Here is a 19,641-nt window from a genome sequence, read left to right on the forward strand (position 1 = left end):
GGTTAATTAAAAAAAGAGAAATGGGGATTACGAGTGAGAGGTATATCTTTTGAAATTCCAAATGCTTACGGGAAATATTTGTTTGAGATATTAGATGGCATCAATTTAAAAGGATTAACTTGGAAAATTGGTGGTGGAGAATCATATTTTATTGAAAATAATACATTAGGGGACCCCCTATTTCCAAATATCAGCGTGTTAAATGAGGAAGGACTATATAAGGAAATTTCAAGAGAAGATTATTATCTTATATTTGTTGATTTAAAAGGATTTCCGAAAAATTCAGATGTGAGAGAAATTGCAACTTATCAAGAATTTGTTGAAAGTGAATGTACATTTGTACTCCTATTGGTCGATTCCTCATATGTAATGATTTATTCAAAAGACCAAATAACTATTAAGCATATTTTCTCTAAGGCAGTAACTGCTGGTTACAAAAATATAGAGTATATTACAGATGGAAATGATACAAGTACAACGTTGATAGCTTTTTAATACATAATTTAGGCATCGTTTGACCAGCAGATTGTGAAGTTATGTACTTAAACTAACGAAGCAGGTTAGTTGAACAAGGTATGATTGTAACTGAGCAGGATAAACTAAACCTAAATATAATTTAGGGTGATGAAATTGGATAAAAGCAAACCTCTTCTATTGGTTTTATTTAGTATACTAATTTGTGGGGTGTACTATGGAACAGTAAATGCACAACTGAACAATACTCCTCCCTCTTTTGAGGAAAAATCTACTGAAGTAAGACAATACACCCCTTTAGAACTCCAGTTAGAGTCTTTTATAGGTGGTCTGCACGTAGGCGAACCGAAACAAGCAGTTGAATTGTGGATATTAGGCGTGAATAATCGAAGTGGTGCCGTTCAATATACGATGTTGTCCCCTTCGCTTCAAGAAAAATCAAGGAGTAAATTTGAGGAAACACGCTGGGTAACAGGGCAGTCAAGCCCTTGGGTTAGTAACTTTCGTTTCACCAAAGAAGAAAAGCTTAGTGAATCCAAAATGCGGTATACCGTTAATTACGATGTAAAGACATCTACACAGAATTTAGTAAATGGGCAGAAGATTATTATTGTGGAAAAGAATCTAGAACCATTTAGAGAGTATTGGTTTATTTCATCAATAACAACGAAATATAATAAATGGGAAGCATTTACCCCAGCTGAGACAGTTTTAAAATAGAGCATTGCAGTTAACAATCAAATAAAGAGCAAAGTTTGTGAATAAATGTACTTAAACTAACGGGTGCTTTACTTAAAGATTCGGAAACCGAATTAAATAGTTTTATTATCGATTTTTGAAACAGCTTTAATTCCATGATTTGTATATAACAACTTTAAATAGTCTTACTACATAGACCAATGTGGTAAGGCTCTAATTTTATGTGAAGAAGATTAAATGACTTTGTTATATCTATACATAAAAGTAACTATGAATATTTAGGGGCGAGGAATCGAATTTGGAGATAAAGTTTAAGATACTTACATCTAACCACTCTTGTTAATTAATACACCGTATGAAAGTAAAATAAATACTCCTAATACCCCTTAATTGAGATGTTTCTCACGTGCGTGGGATAGGGGGCAATCCACAATCATATAGTTACATGCTTCTAAGGACTTCTCTGCAACAATGGGAAGTCCTTTTGCTATGGAGAGTGGTGAGCGAAGATTTTGAAATAGAATAAGCAAAATCTAGGAAGGAGTACAAATGAAAAGAGTTTTGGGTGGACATATTGCTATTTAACTTTGATTAGGAAGAACTAAAAAAACTACTATCAATATATTGATAGTAGTTTTATATCGTAAGATATGAACTTGACAAAATTAGCAATTGGTGGTATATTTATAGAACTCCCACTTCTAGTGTGTTGGCAGAGTTGTATTACCTTATCTTTATTGTACAGGGTGTTTAATCCTTTGTCAACAGATTAACGAGAAAGGGAGAAAAAAAGTAAGGAGAATCATTAGTATGAACCAACAGAAGTTTTATTGTAGCAAGAGAAATCATTATGTTAAGAGAGAGGAGTATTATCATCAAGGGAATATTTGTAATGAATGTAGGAGCTATATAAAAAGAACTAAAATTGACGGTTATACAGGTATTGAATTAGCCGAGCATTTATTACATAGGTCTTGCAGAGCGGTTTCGGAAAGGGTGAGAAGTGATAAAAAAGAAGCATATAAAGGAGTTAAGTGTGACTGGAAAAAGCCTATAAATATGAAGGAAGCCTTAATGAATAATACAGAGTTTTGGAGTAAATGGGTAAAACTAAGCGAGAAATACAATGAAGGTGGCAGATTACCAAATTCACGCCCAACTATAGACCGCATAGAGTCAAATATTGAAAAAGGCGGTCATTATACAATGGAAAATATTCAAGTATTATCTCATAAAGAAAATGCATTCAAGGCTATTTCTATAAAGTGTAAAGTGGTATTTATCAAGGGTTTTAAGGTTGTGAGAATAACAGATTACGAGTCTACGAAGGATGTTATGAAAGAATTAAGTATTCCTGCATATAGCACTATAAATCTCTTTAAGGATAGTGGGAAGATACTTAGCGTAGGTAATGGTTACTCTATACTTATACAAACTCTTAATGGCATGTTGGAAAAACAGGATTCCCCACTTTATAAAGGTATTGTTACTATGAAGAAAATACTTGTAGATTACGATACAGGAAAAGAATACATAATAAGTAATAATCAATATAGCTTTGATAGTTATGGTATCTGGATTGATGGAAGCCAAGTGATTACAGCATGAATTTAGTGCTTGATAACATGAAAATAACAGAATTGAAGTTAAAGTTAGAATAAATAAATAAATTCAATTTACTGAAGGTTAAAGGGGTGTTCCTAGAACATCAAATATAAAACATGAAATTATTGAAAATATATAACGCAATTAATTAAATACATATGGAATTACCTCTTTACTCTTTTTAAGAGAATAGAGGAGTAATATGGTTAATAAAGATAAGGATATAATAGAAAAAATAAATGAGCTGTTTATTATGGCAAGGTATCAGTATTTGATTCTATCTGAACATGGTAATTATCAAACGTTTAACAAGTATAATAACGAAAAGGTATTTTCTCTTAACGATTATGTAATCCAAAGACATTTAGATGAAAAAGCAACATTAGGTGTTTTTTCTTCTACAAATCATACGAAATTTATATGCTTTGATGTTGATGTTAAAGACAAGGAACAAGCTAAATGGACTGTTTATCGTTTAGTTAATTGTTTAATAGAAATTGGGATTCCAGATGATGATATACATATATCTTTAAGCGGAAATAAAGGCTATCACGTAGAATTGTATTTCAATAATCCAATCAAAAATGGAGATGCTTATGAATTATACCTATTAGTAGTGAATGCAGGGGACTTGCTGAACATTGACTATGGACAAGTAGAATATAGACCTAACGCAATGAAGCAAGGTGTGAAAATCCCATTAGGTATTAATTTTAAAAATAAGCGTAAATCTTGTTGTTGGTATGTAAATTATGACAAAGGATTAAAGCCTATTCAGAGTAAGGAATATATTCTAAAGATTAAACAAATGGATGTTGGAATTATTTACAATATCTTAGAGCGCGAACGAGATGTGGTTGAAGAAAAAGAAGTTAGAGAGGTTGAAGAAGTAAGAGGATTTATTGAAAGCAAGTATACACCCTTAAAAATATATAGGGAAAACATAGGTGAACAGGAAACGATTGAAGTAATTGAAAAATTGTTACATACAGGATTAACTACAACAGGCATGAGACATAATTCATTGTATAAATTAGGCAAATATTTCCGTTTTCAAGGCTTGACCAATGAAGAATGTTACAAGGCATTAGTTGAATGGATGGGCGAGCAAGATACAAGGAACTATACAACTAAATGGGACGATGGAATTAAAGATATACAATCAATCGTCAAGTACATATATGAAAATGAGATAAGTTTAACGATAGAAGAAAAGGATTTATTTGTTACATATGAGGAAATGAGACAGATATTGCAATTGAAAAGTAAAAATGAAAAACTGTTGACCTATTGCTTACTCATACATAGTAAAAGATATGCAATGAAGAATGGAAATTTTTATATGACATATATGCAAATGAGCCATGCAAGTGGTTTAGTTGAAAAAACGACAAGAAATCTAATAAATAAACTTGAACAAAGTGGTATTTTGGAAATTATCGAACGTAATCGCAAAGTAAAAGATGAGAATGGCAAGGTAATTAAAAAGGAAAAAAAACCAAACATCTATAATATGAATATTGAGTGTGTAAAAGAAGAGGATGCTTCATTCAGAGTAGTATACAGTGGTTTGAATTATACTGATTCATTTAATTCTTGTATTTTGCACTTCTATGATAAAAAGACTTTAAAGAGAATGCTACCTAGAAGACATTATGAGAGTCTTGTAAAGCTAATTAGCTAATATGGCATTGCTAATGCAACCGTATATATTAATAACCTATTATAGGTAAAAACGTACAAGAGAAATCTTTGATTTATCATAAGTCTAAGATTAAATAAAACACAATTACTCATATGGAATGAAACGTAATGCTAATCAAGATTTGCACAATCATGAACTACATAAGTGAGAGGGCGTTCGACAATGCCTTCTTACTCTTCATGATAGGGAAGTTACATTTTGTTTTTATGACTATGACATTTCATATCAGTTTCTTTTAGAATCATTGGTTTTATTGCTTGGTAATATTGCTCTAGTGATTCTATTTAGTTATCTGGCATTGCTAATGCAACCGTATATATTAATAACCTATTATAGGTAAAAACGTACAATCTATATAAAAGAAAGATTTTTATCTTGCAGACTTCCAAAATGATGAGGGATGGTCTGTAGAAATTAAGCTTATTAGACACAAGGAGGATAATATAATGAACGATATAATAGTGAATGATAGCCTTATTGAAGATAAAAAGCAGGAGATATTAGATTTTCTTGAAAGAAATCATTCAGTTACTTCTGTAAGTGGACCTGCTAATATATATCAAACGAGATATGTTATTTCTGATAAATATAAAGGCGTGTACAAAATGCATCATGGAAAAGGTGCAAAAAGAAATGGGAGTGTCAATTGGAAAGATGACCCTAAAGTATGGATTAATATCCATTCAACAACTAAAAAGGGCGAGCCTATAGGCTTAAAAATACAAATAAAGTGCGAGATTTCCCTGTGGCCGGGTGGAAGGCATAATGAGAGAAAGAAATTCGCCGAAAAGTGGGGTTTCCCTGTTGATAATAGCAATTTATACTATGAGGTGTTATCGAAGGGTAAGATATTAAACTTATCGATTCTGAATAAAGAAATATTAACTTTTAATCCTATTTCTGAGAATTATTTCACATCCTTTTTGGTTGAAGCATTTAAATTATATGAGTCTAATAACTTATCTAATAAATTAGAATATGAAAAGAATAGCCTAGATAGTAATGCGCAAAAACTGGATAAACCAGAATTGAAATTACCTGAAAATTACACATCACTAGAAGTGTTACCTTCACCAATCGACGATTACAATGAGGATGTGTATGTAGAGCCAGAGATAGAGGATTCTATATATCAGAAAGAAGTACAAGAATCATCAGGATGGAGCAAGAAAGTAATAGTTAATGATAAGCCTGAACCAAAGCCATTAAAGGGGAGTAAAGGAGCTATTAAAGCTTATCGAAGAAATGGTCAAAGAGGTAGAAATGCGATAATCATAGCAAAACATCTTTGTGAGGTAGATAATAATCATAAAGACTTCACTTCTAAGGTTACAGGTATGAACTATGTTGAAGCACATCATCTAATACCTATGGAATATCAAGACAATTTCAATTCTAGTATTGATGTTGAAGCGAATATAGTAAGCTTATGTGTGTCCTGTCATAAGAAATTACATCATTCAATTTTAAAGGAAAAATTACAGATTCTGAAACTCCTTTACAGTAAAAGAAAAAAAGGAATAGATACTTGTGAAATTAGTGTCAATGAGGATGTTTTAATTTCCTTTTATAAGTAGTAGATGCAATTCAAATATTAATTGGGAATACAAACTGTAAAGTTTAAAAGCTTAACTCCATATAAAATATGGGGTTTTTTCTGTATAAAAGTGAGGTTTTAAACAACTAATATCACAATTACGACTTTACAACTAAATTATTCATGCAAAATATGTTTAGAATATTGTCTAGTGAAAAACCTTTGTGTGTTACAAAAGACGCATGACATCACAAAAGAGAAGGATTTGCTTATGGCTGTCATGTATGTCCAATCAACATAAAGATTTGGACATATAATGTATTGAAATATAATAAATTAGAGAAGGTGACGTAATGGGATTAAGAAATTGTTGTCCAAGCTTAGAGGATTTATTAAGGAAGCCTAAATGTAAGTGTAAGTGTAAGTGTAAGTGTAAGTGTAAGTGTAAGTGTAAGTGTGATATGTGTCCGCCTACCACAACACGCAAGGAATCACCTGAATGTGAACAACGTAGACAAGATGTTAGTGGAGACGTCTTTAATGCAAATAATGGATGGCAAATTGGTTTCGTTAACCAGTTGATGAATTTTAATGATACAACAGACAATACAAATCCTAATAGTTGTGAAGGTACGTTTGGGGGTGGTTTTCATTTAGCAACGGTTGAAGAGTTTGCTGTCCCGTTTGTAATAGATACTGTAACTGAAATGCTACAACCCTGTTGCCCTGTGTTAGTTTGGACTACGAATAATGGAATACCTACTCTTGCATATATTTTGCCAGGGTGTCCCGATTTTATAATAATAGCGCCGACACCATCCTTAAGTTGTCTTGCCTACCACATCTGTATAAACTCAGGAGCATAAAAGTTCGAAAATGGTATTTATATTTTGCAAGTAGCAGAGAAGTACAGACAATCCGGTCTTGCCTCTTTCGCTGAACTATCTTGCGAATTTTATTGTATAACAATATAGGCTGTCTCCTAACAGCCCAATATACCATTCGTTATTCAACTAAACTGCCACGTTAGTTGAAGAACTGAATAATCAGTTGTTTGGTATAGTCTAACACATTTACAAATATTGGTGTGCCGTGATGATATTGAAGATTGGTATTTGCATAACAGCCATGTGATTTATGATTTCTTACTAGCACATCATTAATTTGGTGTGTTTTTTATATGGATATAATATACAATGTGAGTATCATAGATAAGAAAATGGGGGGATTTTTATGGAGGACTTTCATGAAGCAATGGCTAGTTTAAATTTACTAAGGGCTATAGATTCCTATCCAAGATTAGATAACTTACAATACTTCAGGCAATTAAATCTTTTCATCGAAAACACTTTCAACGAAAAGTTAGAAGAAACTGGAGGTAGCAATAAAAGGGGACAAATTACTTTCGAAAGAAACCAAGAACCTAAAGAGAAACTACTTAATCTCCACCAATTTAGTGAGGAAAAGAAATATAAATATTTTCAGAATTTAATTAGACCATCTTTGTTAATTACGCTATGTTCCTTTATAGAAAATATCTTTACATATCCTGTTCATTTGGATGCGAATCTTAAACGTCAGTTTAAAGACATTAAGCGGGAGACCGATTTAAACAGGGCAAGAATAGCTTTAGTAAATAATGGGTACGAAAAGTTAACGTATTTAGAAGGAATTAAATACGTTGATGATATGAATCGGATTAGGAATAGATTCGTTCATCATAAAGGAGAAGCCACAAAGGAAATTAAAAAGTTGATATCACAATATGATTTTGAGGTAGAGGAAGAGAACAATCATATTATACTCGGAGAAAAGTTTATAGAAAACTATATTACTCATTTAGAAAAGTTTGCTGTGGAGGTCGCTGAAATTATTTATGAAGATGAAAGTTGGGTTCATAAAATGCTACAGAAGTACCCAAATCTTAGAAATATTAATGATGTTTTAGAATTTATGAAAAAAAATGATATCACATTTGAACAATTGAGTTCAATCAAAATCGATAACAGGCGGTAGAGTCATCACTCTATCGCTTTTTTCTATGTGTGAAGGCATAACAAAAGGACTTGCATATATGAAAATTTAATCATAAACGCAAGTCCTATACTTCTTGAACGAAAGCACCCGTTAGTTGAATAATACACTCTCTAAACTTCTTTATTTTTTTTCGTTTTTTTATACTTAAGTATCCTCCTAAAATTAAACCTAACGCTATTGGCGCTGAGGATTATACTTATTAAGTAATACATCTAGTTCTTGACTACATTTGACTACTTCGGGATGTGCGAGTCCTAAACTCTTCGCTTTTGTATACATATCTTTTCTTTTGAACTCAATTACAAACTTCAATTTCCTTTTACCTAGTAAACTTTTCATAAAAATCCTCCAATAAAAACTAGGGGTATTTCCTAGTTTTAACACATTCTTTATGTATACCCCTAAAAATGAAAAAAAACCATTATGTGTAACCTATAATAAAACCTATGCCAGTAGTAACACCCATGTATTAAAATGACTTCTTGCGCTAACCTGCCAGTTAGTTGAAGAAGAAATTGGATTCGCTAAATGAGATCAATCTTGTATGCGCCATACACACCAAGTTAACATAACACCAGTTCACGGAAGTATTTACCTCCTTTATATATGTTGTACTTAATGGAATAGAGTACAATTTTTGGAAACCTTTAGACTTTCCTTAGTCTTCTTCCACTATTAGGGAGGAGACACTAAAATGTCAAAAGAAAGTCTAATAAAAATGTTTAAAACTCTTTGTGAGTACAACGATGTTGAGATTACACATACATTTAGTTCTAATAAACAACCAATAATGACAGTACGATGCTTAAAACATACAAGGATTATAGAGATAACCAATCTTAAAAATAATACGGTCAGGTTATCTGACAATCTTGAAGAATCAGCAGAAGCCCTACAACTTTTAATAAATGAAAATGCAATTGTTTAAACCTCTTACTTTTAAGAGGCTTTTTGTTTAATAAAAAAAGGCTTTACTCCTTCTTGAAGTAAAGCACCCGTTAGTTGAATAATATCGAAAAATCATTTTATTAAATTTTCAGCATTTTTCACTTTTATTGAAACAACTTCCCCGCAATCCAAACAAACTGTAAAGATTCTCTCAGAACCAATACTCATTTTTTTATCTACTGGACGAAGATTTACGAAATCCATTGCTTGTACAAACGAATTTCCTCCACAGTCTTTACATTTCATTTTCGAAACATCCATTCTTCTTTCCCCTCCCTTATATCTATTTTTAATACGTTCCTAACTATAGGCTATATTGAAATGATAATAGTGATTTTTCGGTTGCCTATCGGTACGATAATCGCTATTTCAATGTAACTGCTTCTTTTTCTTTCTTTATTTCAAAAAGTTATTTTCAGAACACCCGTTATTTATATTGAACTAAACTGCTTCGTTAGTTGAATAACGGAATAATCAGTTGTTTGGTATAGTCTAACATATTTACAAATATTGGTGTAGAGAGATGATATAGAAGATTGGTATTTGAATAACAGCCATGTGGTTTATGATTTCCTGTTGCCTAAAGAATCCTAAGGGACTGAATGGCAATGTATAAAAGGCGGTGGAGTAACCACTACTCTATGTATGAAAGCATAACAAAAGGACTTGCATATATGAAAATTAATCATACATGCAAGTCCCATTCTTATTAAACTAAACTACCTGTTAGTTGAATAAAAATATTTCAATTATAGACTACTACTCTACTACAAATAACCCTTAACAGACTTTAACATCATCTTTTAATCCCACTCATTGGGAAGACGACTAATATTTGCATCATTGAAACGCTCGTCAATAACCACATCTACAATAATTGCATTCTCTTTTAATCCATCATCTAATTCATAATCTACTTCTTTAGATAAACTTAACTCAGATAACACATCTTCTTTCGTTACACCATCTTTTAATTCCAGTTGAGCTTGAACAAGTTGACCATCCATAAACGTACCAATTGCATAATCAAAGGTTTCACCCTCTAAATAAAAATACCAATCTGCGTAAATAATAGAGCCATCTTTCAACTCAAATTTGCCACCTATAATCGGTTCATTATATTCCGTGTCTTGTTCATAACGATTGTTAAAATCCTCTAAAGTTAATGGTGTTAATTCACTTACTTCTGTTTCTGGCTCAATTACCTCAGTTTCTTCAGATGGCTCAGTAATTGATACTTCTGTTGGTTCGGTATCTGCTGGACTATTTCCTGTTACTTCTTTATTTGTTGATGGTTCTGCATCACTACAAGCAACTAAAACCATTACGCTAATTAAAATAGAAATCCATTTCTTCACAGATAAACCCTCCATTTATCCCACTCCTTTAATACATAGACGTATTTTTTTTTGGAAAAGTTACACAATATTCTTATTGAACTAACCTGCCCTTTACTATCATACGTTCGAAATGTATATAAGTTTCAATTATCAGTTAATTTTCCGTTTGGATTAACAAAAATCGGTTATCTGCTTATTGAACTAAACTGCCCCGTTAGTTTAATAACGGAATAATCAGCTTTTCGGTATAGTTTAACACATTTACAAATATTGGTGTAGAGAGATGTGTAGGTGTAGCAAGTTTATATACCTGTTTCAGCAGGTGAGGCGATAGCACATCCAATGAACGCAACAGACAGTCATTAAGTCATAGGGGAACATTCAGAACCAGTAGCAGGCGGTAGAGCCATCACTCTATCGCTTTTTACTATGTGTGAGAGCATAACAAAAGCACTAGCAAATATGAAAAACAATCATACTCGCAAGTCCTATTCTTCTTGAACCAAAGCACCCTTTACTTATAAGTACATTCCTTCACATAATTTATACTTTCTTCTCATTGTTTTTCCATTTCACATAATTATAAACGATGTCTAGTAAGACTAGAAATAAGAAAATGAATCCAAGGATTTTGTATTCATTAGATGTTAAATCAGTAAACCAATATAGAACAAGATATATTAGGGATACTAATGGAATCTCCCACAAGCCACGTATCAACCTTCTTCTGTACGTTAATCTATAAGGGTTTAGTACAAATCCTTTATCCTTTTTTTCTACGTCCTTATATATTGCCGATGATATCGTACTAACAAATAAAGCCACTATCAATGGTCCAATAAAAAACAGTAGAATATTCACTATTCTCCCCCTTGTAAGACAATAATCGTTTTGTATGTACACTTCAACTATCCTGCCAGTAGTTTAGCGACTGAATAATCAGCCAATTGTCATAGTGTAACATCTTTACAAATATTGGTGCAAGATGAATGTGTAAGTGTGGCAAGTTTGTTTACCTGTTACGGCAGAAGACACGATAGCATCCAATGACCGCAATAGGCAGTTATTAAGTCATTGGGGAACATTGAGAATCAGTAGCAGGCGGAAAAGTCATCACTCTATCGCTTATCTATGTGTGAAGCGCATAACAAAAGGACTTGCATATATGAAAACTAATCATACACGCAAGTCCTATTCTTCTTGAACTAAAGCACCCCGTTAGTTCAATAAAGCAAATTTGAATTTCTGTATGACTTAACCTTGTAAATCATACCCATAAATTAGGTTTATACACTTACGTGTGCTTCTTTCAGGAACAACGTCCTTATATATCATCCAAATAAAACAAAATGCAGGCTATTAAACAAAAAAATCCTGTTCCCAAAGCAATAGTTCCAATTACAACGTTATATTTATTTTTCTTTCTCAGCTTAAACATCATCAGAAGTCCCGTGGTTGTTGATATAAGAAAAAGTATAAAAAAACCGATAAGCACAATATACATTTACTTCCTCCCATTTTATAGCTCTTTGTTAAACTAAACTGCCCCTTTAGTTCAATATGAAAAAAGGCTTTACTCCTTCTTGAAGTAAAGCACCCGTTTGTTGAATAAACTCTGGTTATAATCTCATTTCTATTAAAGTAAGACAATTAAAATTCTAAAACCAAATCTGTCTACTTTAATATATATTTCTTTAATATACTTGGGTTTACGAACCTTATTGAAACTACCTCCCCACAATCCAAACAGACAGTTAGTTCTTTTTCAAACTCTGGTACTTTTACAAATGAATTTCCACCACAGTTTTTGCATTTTTGCATTTCATATCCCCCCTTGTTAAAATTTAGTTATCTTTCATTACCTAATAAATTCCACATAAACGAGCATTAATCCTTCTTGAAGTAACCTGCCCAGCTAGTTGAAGAAGAAAAAAGAGCTCTCTAAGAAGCACCCGTTAGTTGAACAATTTAAATTATTTTATTTAAGGATAACCATTGCTTAAACCTCTGTACTCCAAAATGATAATCTAATTCTTTATTACGAATGGAAAAAATTCTTGTTCCAAATGGTTCTAATGTTAATTCGTTTTCTGGGGTATTTTTTTTAAATCCATACTGTTTAAAATCAAAGAATATATCCCATATATCCTCAGATTGTCTCTTAAAAGCTATTGACTCATAATCTCGGTTATCCTCGTAATAACCTAAATGCAGATGATATTCATCATCATACAAAATATCCATTTAGCACCTCTTTTATATGGCAATTTAAATTAAAAATTCGGCAGTTAGAATCAACAATCCTTATTTCACTAAACTGCTTCGTTAGTTGAATAACGGAATAATCAGTTGTTTGGTATAGTCTAACACATTTACAAATATTGGTGTAGAGAGGTGTAAGTGTGAAAAGTTTGTTTACCTGTTATTTCAACGAGACGAGCAGTTCTAAGTGCCTGAGAATCTTGTTCATTGATTATCACCTTTAAACTTACCTTTTACCTGTTAGGTAAGTCATTCAGAATGTTTACTGACAGAGTTGAAGTAGATGGCTCTATTGACATAGAAATCAACCTAACTGGATTCAATGATGAAGAAGAAGACGAAGAATAACTAATGAATGAATAACTAATGGTTAAAATTCCACTTTTATCTATCCATTAAAGTAGTTATCTAAGTTACCAGAATCACCTGTATTTAACACAACTTATCTGACAATTATAAGCCGTTGATATGACTGCATTCTCTAGTTACCAAAAACTATTTCCAATAAGATTACCAATAACCATTGCCAAAAGTATTACCAAAATGTTATAATATTGGTAATAGGTTATTGGATTGGAGATGGGAATATGACGAACAAAAGGATTGCTTATGCTAGAGTATCCACTTTACAGCAGGAATTACATAGACAGACAGATGCGCTTGAAGAATATGGATATGACCAACTTATCACAGAGAAGTATACAGGAACTAAGAAGGACAGAGACGGACTCAATCAACTTCTTGAAACAGTAAGGGAAGGCGATACAGTTATTGTGGAGTCAATCAGTAGGCTTGGTAGGAAGACACTAGACATACTCACAGTGGTTGAACAATTCAGCAATATGGGTGTGAAGTTTGTTTCACTAAAGGAAAGCATGGACACATCTACACCAACAGGTAAAGCCATGTTGCAGATGATGATGGTGATTGCAGAACTTGAAAGAAACATTACTGTTGAAAGAGTTAAGGAAGGATTAGCATCTGCAAAGGCTAGAGGTAAGAAGCTTGGCAGACCAACAGTAGACAGCGATGTTATCACATCTGCATTGAGGTTGTATGATACTAATGAGTGGAGTGTCAAGGACATCATCAAGACAACAGGTGTATCACAAGGTAGTCTATACAGAGCCATTAACAAAAGGAAAGCAGGGTTATGAGGACATACTTAATTAGTGGTGTTCCACATGCCAAGTGTGAACACTGCAATACTCTATTCCCTTACAAGAGACATAGCACATGTGAAGAATGCACCAACAATCATACAAAGAAAAAGATTGTAACAGACAGAACAAATAAGGTTTCATTTATCATTGATGAATTAACTAAAGGTATAAAGATGACACCAACAATTAAAGAAAAGTTATACAGTATATATCCACTCGAAGAACTGTATAGCATAATCAAAGCAACAGAAGTGGAGAGTTTATATTATCTGTTACCACAAAGTATGTTAAGCATTCGTAATAGCAGACCTTCCATTCCTACATTTATAAAGGATGCAGTGTTAGAAAGAGATAAGCGTTGTTGTGCTAAATGTGGTTCAACAGAACATCTACATTTACATCATGTTATCCCATATAGTAAATGTAAATCTCATGAGTATGAAAACCTTTTAACTTTATGCTTATCATGTCATGCAAATGAGCATCAAGATTTGAAAGGAATATACCAACTATTCATGAATCAAATTGAAACTATACAATCAAAATCACTGTAATATTCTTAATAAAACCATCACACATAAATGTACAAGGAAAGCATCTAGGCAGACTCATATTAGATTTGAGGACCATATCTAAACACCAAAGTCAGACACTTGAACAAAACTAGAGTAAAAAAGAACATCTTCTACAAAATGATTGGGGAATATGAGAAAGTGTTGTAGGCATCCGTTATGGGTCTCACTTGCTCCTTGAGTGGGGGGGTGCTAATTACCAAAAAAGATTAGGTAAAGATGCTAAAAGGCTATAGCTGTAGCGCTCCTGCAATTTGTAGTGAAATTTTCAGTATGTTTATAAATTACATAATAAAGTTGAAAAAGAAATTTAACTCAAATGATTAATGGTAATGTTATTTGAAGAACAAATGTTAGAGGGGTGTTAGAATGGCAAGAGGGTTTATGGTTGGTAGTACAGATTAATTATATTATGTAAATTATCCTATGGAGTATGAGGTGTTATTATGCAAGGAAAGTTACTAAATGTAGTGGGGTATTTTAAATTATTAGATACTCTTAAGCGTAAATTTAATACTGATTTTTTGGAAGAAGTTTATAAAGAATATTTATATGTAATTGACAACTCTAGTTCTAAATGGACCAGCCCAGGAGAACATGAAACCTTTCAACAGGATGTTATAAACGATTATGGTTATTTTTATATTGTATGGGATATTGATAGATTGGAATCTTTGATACTGCAGAGTGAAACTAAGGAAACAACTGTTTTGACCGATTCAATTTTTTCTTTGTTAAGTAAAGAAACAGTACGAAATATTGATGTAGAAAAGTCACTTAATTTTCCAGAGGTAGCTTTGGAAAAACCTTTATTGGCAGTTCCGTGGGGATTTTCCAATGATAAAATGCTTTTAATTGATGGACATCACAGAATTTATAGAAAGAAAAATGACAAAGAGCCCAATGTTAAAGTTTATTACCTAACAGAAGAACAGTCTATTAGTATGATGATTAGTGCTAGGTATCAGAATCTGTATCGAGTTTTATCGAGTATTCTAAAATTAGAAAGGTTTTTGTATGATGGGGAACCATGTTCTATTTATCGTTTTGATAGTCATTTTACCCCTTCGATTCAAAAACTAAAGAAATAAATCATTAACAAACGCACTATTAAAAAGTCGACTTAGCCTAAATTCACATCATGTATTATATAAAGGACTGATTTTCATTCAATCAGTCCTTTATTTTTGTAAAGCAAAATCTTATTCTAAATCAAATATCTCCTTGGCAGATATTTTTTAATATCTCCACGTCATAAACATGGATAAGCTCGAGAATCTAAGGGTTCGAACTTGAAAATATTTTATATGACATATTTGATTTGTTCGATTTAGACCCATAAGAAGACTAATTTATTTAATCTCTTCATCATCAATGAAATTTATTAAGTAGCTCATTAAATTGAGAATATTAATGAAAAGTAAAGTTCTATATATATTACCTACTTTTATGAAAAGGAACTTGAAATGTTGGTACACTTTTAAGATACTTGCCTGTTATAGTGTAAGTCTTTTGTAAGAGGGAATATCTTTTCATTAAATGATGAAAAACAGGGTGGAATGTGAACTGTTCCATTTTGTTTATTTGAGGTTATATTTATAGTTAATAGTTAATAGTTAATAGTAATGATATAATTGGAATATTAAGCTAAAAACAACTTTAGTCTAGATGTTTTAAAATTTATTATAAAATAAAAAATATTTGAATAGGGGAAATGAAATGTTTACTAAAGGTCAATATTTTAAGAATTTAGGTTTTATTAGTGACCCTTTTTCTTCTACTAATGCAGAAAACGAAGAACATCTCCATGAGTATTTCGTAAATCCTCCTTATTTTGCCTCCTTAGTTGGAGATTTCGAAGCGCCAAAGTCTTCTATTGTAATAGCTCCAAGAGGCTTTGGAAAAACAGCTCAAAAGAAAAAAATGGAGCATCTTGCTGAAGAACATCATGAGAGCATAATTTCAATTGTTTATGACGATTTTCCAATAGATGGATTATCGAATGTCACAGAAATTAAACTAGAACACCATCTAAGAAAAATAATTAGACATTTACTAGTGGCATTTCTATCGAAAATGCATTCGAATCAACGTAGTCTTGAATTTGACGAATATGAAAGAAGGAAAATTCTAGAGTTGATTCCAAAGTATTTAAGTGACATTACTCCTAATGAAATATCGATATCAATACAATCTATAAAAGGATTTAAGGGGAGATTGTATGATATTTGGTTAACTGCCTCTAAACCAATAAACTCTGTAGTAAATCTAATATTAAAAACGCAAGAATTGGGAAGTGTTGATTTAGATTTTAACAACCCTTTACGGAAATCTGATAACCTGCCTCAAATTGATGATGTGATTTTTATTGAAAATTTATTTAGTAAACTTGATATTACTTCGGTATATATACTAGTTGATAAGGTAGATGAAAGTAACTTAACGACAAATGATTCATTGGCTTCATATACGCTAATTAAATCTCTATTAAGAGATTTAAGATTGTTGGAAAGACCAATTATTGTTTTCAAGTTTTTTTTATGGGACAAATTAGCAGAACACTGGGTTGATGATATTAGACTTGATAGAATTGAAGATTTTAAACTTGAGTGGAATGAGAAGCAAATAAGAACGATGATAAATCGTAGATTAGACGTTTTAAGTAATACTAAGGTGACCAACCTTCAAGAAATTTTAAATTGTGATTCTATTACGTTGAATTTAATATTTAAATTTTCGCAAAACTCTCCAAGGGATTTAATAAATATATTAAGAATCATATTTGATGTTCATATAAATAATTGCGATAGTATAGATTCAATTCCTTCAACGGAATCAGTATACGAAGGAATTGATAAGTTTTGTGAAAATAAGTTTAAGGAAATTGTGACGGATTCAATCCAACAATCACGATTAAAAAGAATTAAAAGAACCACTTTTACTATACCTTTGTTAGCTAATGACATTTTTAAAGAAAATGAAAATAAGATAAGAAGTATAATTATGCCATGGACTAGGTCAGGAATAGTTATAACTCTTCCAAACAGGTTTAAAGTTAGTAAAAGCAAACTACCAGTAAATATGTATATAATAAATGATTTAAGAGTTGCAAGGTATGTTTGTTTTAATCAACCCTTAAGTGAATTTGTAACTAATAATATTTTCAAATGTAGTGAATGTAAGCAACCGATAGTTTTTAATAAAAAAAATGACTTTGATATAAATGAATTTAACTGTCCTAATTGCCAAAATCTAATTCAAGTACAAGAATTATGAACATCCAGTGTTTAATGCGATGTAACCACTATTTAAATTCGAGTATATGTACCAATTATTTTGATGTATTACAAAGGAGGAGTTAGTAACACAAATTTATCAAAGTTAATGGAGTCTAACTTTTGTTAGGCTCTTTTTAGATGGCATTATCGTGAGTGTAACCTTCGGTGATTGAGCGGTGTAAACTATTTGTTTATATTGTTTTTTGAATTATGTATATTATAATGATGAATAAGTTGAAATTTTAAATAAATAGGAGGGTATTTATGGATATGTCTTTTGGCAAACACAAGGGGAAGCCTGTTAGTTGGGTGCTATTAACCCATCCTGATTATTTTAATTGGATGAAGAGTAAAGGTATGGACAGTAATAAAGAATACCAATTTATGATTAATTCATTGAATACACTGAATGAAAAACCATTTAGTGAAGCCAGATGTAGTGGGGAATGTAAGGGTATTAATACGCCTACTAGACTATCTCTATATAATGGAGCATATAATATGGAAAAATGGTTTTGTGACTCTTGTGACCTATATGATTTAGGTGCTAATCAGGGGAAGCTAAGTAGTATTAGAAAGTATGAAGAATTTATTAATTCAGGAAATCAAACAGATTTTTTAATAAATGCTTTTTGTCGTGCTAAAGGTGTACCTAAACGAAAAACTAAAAAAGCCCTCCAAGAATATTTCGGATATTAACTGTACATAAAAAGAATAGTTAAGATATTGTAATGTGAAATAATTATTTTAAGTGAGCAGATGTAAGGTTAGTAGAAGGCTAATGCGAGGTCACAAAATGGCTTGTGAGCGTTCGTGTGAAGTCAATTGAGGAATTGTTCAATTGAGCAACTGAGTTCCAATGAGTGTACAGAGTAAGCTCAAGCCTTGAGGGAGTAATTGAATAAGAGTAGCAAAGAAGCGGGTTAAACTAAGTATTTATCTCGATTTTTATTTTGAGATGAGTGTTGGAACAAGATACAATAACAGTTATAAGTTGTAGTTCATGTAAGCCGAATAAGTAATCTGTGGAGCTGTATGAACACCCCATGAGCCTTCCTTTGAGGCAAGGGTCTCTTCCTATATATATATATATATATATAGGACCTCTGACAGCCACACGAGGTGAGGTTGCTAACGAAACGAACTGAGCTTTGCAATAGGCTTGTATAATGTTATAATTGGTTCAAAGATAGTTTCGGTCTAAAAACGTAATTTGACCGAATCCCTAAAATCGCACTTAAACGCACGTCTCAGTAGCTCAGCTGGATAGAGCAACGGCCTTCTAAGCCGTCGGTCGGGGGTTCGAATCCCTCCTGGAACATAATCAAGATAAATTAGAAGAATTTTAGAAATTAAAAAACCGTTACAAATGTTGTATTAACAACGCTTGTAGCGGCTTTTTGTATTAAAGAAATCGTTAGATAACGATAGATGAAATTTAATGTTTAAATTTTCGGTTTTTGACCATTATTAAAATGTGGAATTCGATAATTTAAGCAACGAGGAATTCCTAGATGGTTGGAAAACTGAATACATATGCTTTGAAATTCTTGATTACAAGGGATTTTATGAATGCTGATTTTGTAAAAGGAAATTTAGCATACTAACTTCCGATTTTCTAATCAGTCCAAAATGATTCCTATTTAATTCGTTCGGTTACTTAACCAGTTGCATTTTATAATGAGTAAAATGGAGAGAAATGAGAGCTAATGTGAATTTCATTATTCTTCCCAAAGATAACTGCAACTTCTTCGAAATACTTTAAGAAAATTACTCTTAGTTCGGTATCAGTAAAGTTATAAAAAATATGCTTTAGCATTTCTATTAAAGAAACTAGAAGGTAGTCATCCTCAAGAAGTAAGTCAATTTCATCAATAGTTTTACTACTATAAGTTATTGCATCTTTGAGATGTTCCTGGATGGTAATAAATACTTCAGATAATAGTGGTGTATTTTTATATCAGCTGTTAACATTTTTTCATTATGAAGTGTTATTTCAAATTGTTTCTTTAGGTAACCTT

19 protein-coding genes and 1 tRNA gene are annotated in these 19,641 nt (G+C 31.9%); 14 read left to right on the forward strand and 6 right to left on the reverse strand.

From position 1 onward, the window contains the following. Nucleotides 1-33 precede the first annotated feature (33 nt). The 7 genes from AC25Y5_RS02065 to AC25Y5_RS02095 all read left to right on the forward strand — a co-directional run bounded on the left by AC25Y5_RS02065 (nt 34) and on the right by AC25Y5_RS02095 (nt 8,036). On the forward strand, nt 34-495 hold the full coding sequence (locus tag AC25Y5_RS02065) for a DUF2691 family protein (RefSeq protein WP_488138853.1): 462 nt from the start codon (nt 34-36) through the stop codon (nt 493-495). A 129-nt stretch (nt 496-624) separates the two neighbouring features. Further along, on the forward strand, nt 625-1,194 hold the full coding sequence (locus AC25Y5_RS02070; protein WP_488138854.1) for a hypothetical protein: 570 nt from the start codon (nt 625-627) through the stop codon (nt 1,192-1,194). 789 nt (nt 1,195-1,983) lie between these two features. Continuing rightward, complete coding sequence (locus AC25Y5_RS02075) at nt 1,984-2,781, forward strand: hypothetical protein (protein ID WP_488138855.1); 798 nt, start codon at nt 1,984-1,986, stop codon at nt 2,779-2,781. Nucleotides 2,782-2,980: 199 nt separating this feature from the next. Beyond that, nucleotides 2,981-4,462 carry a TOTE conflict system archaeo-eukaryotic primase domain-containing protein gene (locus AC25Y5_RS02080; RefSeq protein WP_488138856.1) on the forward strand — a complete coding sequence of 494 codons (1,482 nt, stop codon included), beginning with the start codon at nt 2,981-2,983 and terminating at the stop codon, nt 4,460-4,462. A gap of 467 nt (nt 4,463-4,929) precedes the next feature. Continuing rightward, nucleotides 4,930-6,060, forward strand: coding sequence for an HNH endonuclease (locus AC25Y5_RS02085; protein ID WP_488138857.1), 1,131 nt, complete (start codon nt 4,930-4,932; stop codon nt 6,058-6,060). A gap of 421 nt (nt 6,061-6,481) precedes the next feature. Further along, nucleotides 6,482-6,886 (forward strand): hypothetical protein, encoded by a 405-nt coding sequence (locus AC25Y5_RS02090; protein WP_488138858.1) that lies wholly within the window; start codon nt 6,482-6,484, stop codon nt 6,884-6,886. A 367-nt stretch (nt 6,887-7,253) separates the two neighbouring features. Next, a complete protein-coding gene (locus tag AC25Y5_RS02095) occupies nt 7,254-8,036 on the forward strand; it encodes a hypothetical protein (RefSeq protein WP_488138859.1) in 783 nt (260 codons plus the stop codon). A 195-nt stretch (nt 8,037-8,231) separates the two neighbouring features. Here the strand turns inward: AC25Y5_RS02095 and AC25Y5_RS02100 are convergent, their stop codons facing one another. Then, on the reverse strand, nt 8,232-8,396 hold the full coding sequence (locus AC25Y5_RS02100) for a Spo0E family sporulation regulatory protein-aspartic acid phosphatase (RefSeq protein WP_488138860.1): 165 nt from the start codon (nt 8,394-8,396) through the stop codon (nt 8,232-8,234). Nucleotides 8,397-8,751: 355 nt separating this feature from the next. Between AC25Y5_RS02100 and AC25Y5_RS02105 the strand changes: the two genes are divergently transcribed. Beyond that, nucleotides 8,752-8,985 (forward strand): hypothetical protein, encoded by a 234-nt coding sequence (locus tag AC25Y5_RS02105; RefSeq protein WP_488138861.1) that lies wholly within the window; start codon nt 8,752-8,754, stop codon nt 8,983-8,985. Nucleotides 8,986-9,077: 92 nt separating this feature from the next. Here AC25Y5_RS02105 and AC25Y5_RS02110 read toward each other — a convergent pair whose 3' ends face one another. The 5 genes from AC25Y5_RS02110 to AC25Y5_RS02130 all read right to left on the reverse strand — a co-directional run bounded on the left by AC25Y5_RS02110 (nt 9,078) and on the right by AC25Y5_RS02130 (nt 12,589). Beyond that, entirely contained in the window at nt 9,078-9,266 is a 189-nt protein-coding gene (locus tag AC25Y5_RS02110) for a hypothetical protein (protein WP_488138862.1), read from the reverse strand. Between the two features lie 542 nt (nt 9,267-9,808). Then, complete coding sequence (locus tag AC25Y5_RS02115; RefSeq protein ID WP_488138863.1) at nt 9,809-10,363, reverse strand: hypothetical protein; 555 nt, start codon at nt 10,361-10,363, stop codon at nt 9,809-9,811. A 525-nt stretch (nt 10,364-10,888) separates the two neighbouring features. Next, entirely contained in the window at nt 10,889-11,206 is a 318-nt protein-coding gene (locus AC25Y5_RS02120; protein WP_488138864.1) for a hypothetical protein, read from the reverse strand. 813 nt (nt 11,207-12,019) lie between these two features. Next, a complete protein-coding gene (locus AC25Y5_RS02125) occupies nt 12,020-12,166 on the reverse strand; it encodes a hypothetical protein (protein WP_172372269.1) in 147 nt (48 codons plus the stop codon). 147 nt (nt 12,167-12,313) lie between these two features. Then, entirely contained in the window at nt 12,314-12,589 is a 276-nt protein-coding gene (locus tag AC25Y5_RS02130; protein WP_488138865.1) for a DUF3986 family protein, read from the reverse strand. 605 nt (nt 12,590-13,194) lie between these two features. Between AC25Y5_RS02130 and AC25Y5_RS02135 the strand changes: the two genes are divergently transcribed. The 6 genes from AC25Y5_RS02135 to AC25Y5_RS02160 all read left to right on the forward strand — a co-directional run bounded on the left by AC25Y5_RS02135 (nt 13,195) and on the right by AC25Y5_RS02160 (nt 18,941). Beyond that, complete coding sequence (locus AC25Y5_RS02135) at nt 13,195-13,764, forward strand: recombinase family protein (protein WP_488138866.1); 570 nt, start codon at nt 13,195-13,197, stop codon at nt 13,762-13,764. Continuing rightward, nucleotides 13,761-14,324 (forward strand): HNH endonuclease, encoded by a 564-nt coding sequence (locus AC25Y5_RS02140; protein WP_488138867.1) that lies wholly within the window; start codon nt 13,761-13,763, stop codon nt 14,322-14,324. Before AC25Y5_RS02135 ends, AC25Y5_RS02140 begins: the two co-directional genes overlap by 4 nt. Nucleotides 14,325-14,788: 464 nt before the next feature. After that, on the forward strand, nt 14,789-15,433 hold the full coding sequence (locus AC25Y5_RS02145; protein WP_488138868.1) for a hypothetical protein: 645 nt from the start codon (nt 14,789-14,791) through the stop codon (nt 15,431-15,433). Between the two features lie 628 nt (nt 15,434-16,061). Next, on the forward strand, nt 16,062-17,618 hold the full coding sequence (locus tag AC25Y5_RS02150) for a P-loop ATPase, Sll1717 family (RefSeq protein WP_488138869.1): 1,557 nt from the start codon (nt 16,062-16,064) through the stop codon (nt 17,616-17,618). A 266-nt stretch (nt 17,619-17,884) separates the two neighbouring features. Next, the gene (locus AC25Y5_RS02155; protein WP_488138870.1) at nt 17,885-18,319 is read left to right on the forward strand and encodes a hypothetical protein; all 435 of its coding nucleotides are present in this window, start codon (nt 17,885-17,887) and stop codon (nt 18,317-18,319) included. Between the two features lie 548 nt (nt 18,320-18,867). Beyond that, a tRNA-Arg gene (locus AC25Y5_RS02160) sits at nt 18,868-18,941 on the forward strand. The last annotated feature ends 700 nt before the right edge of the window (nt 18,942-19,641 follow it).

This window comes from Sporosarcina sp. Y1011 (genome assembly GCF_057669885.1).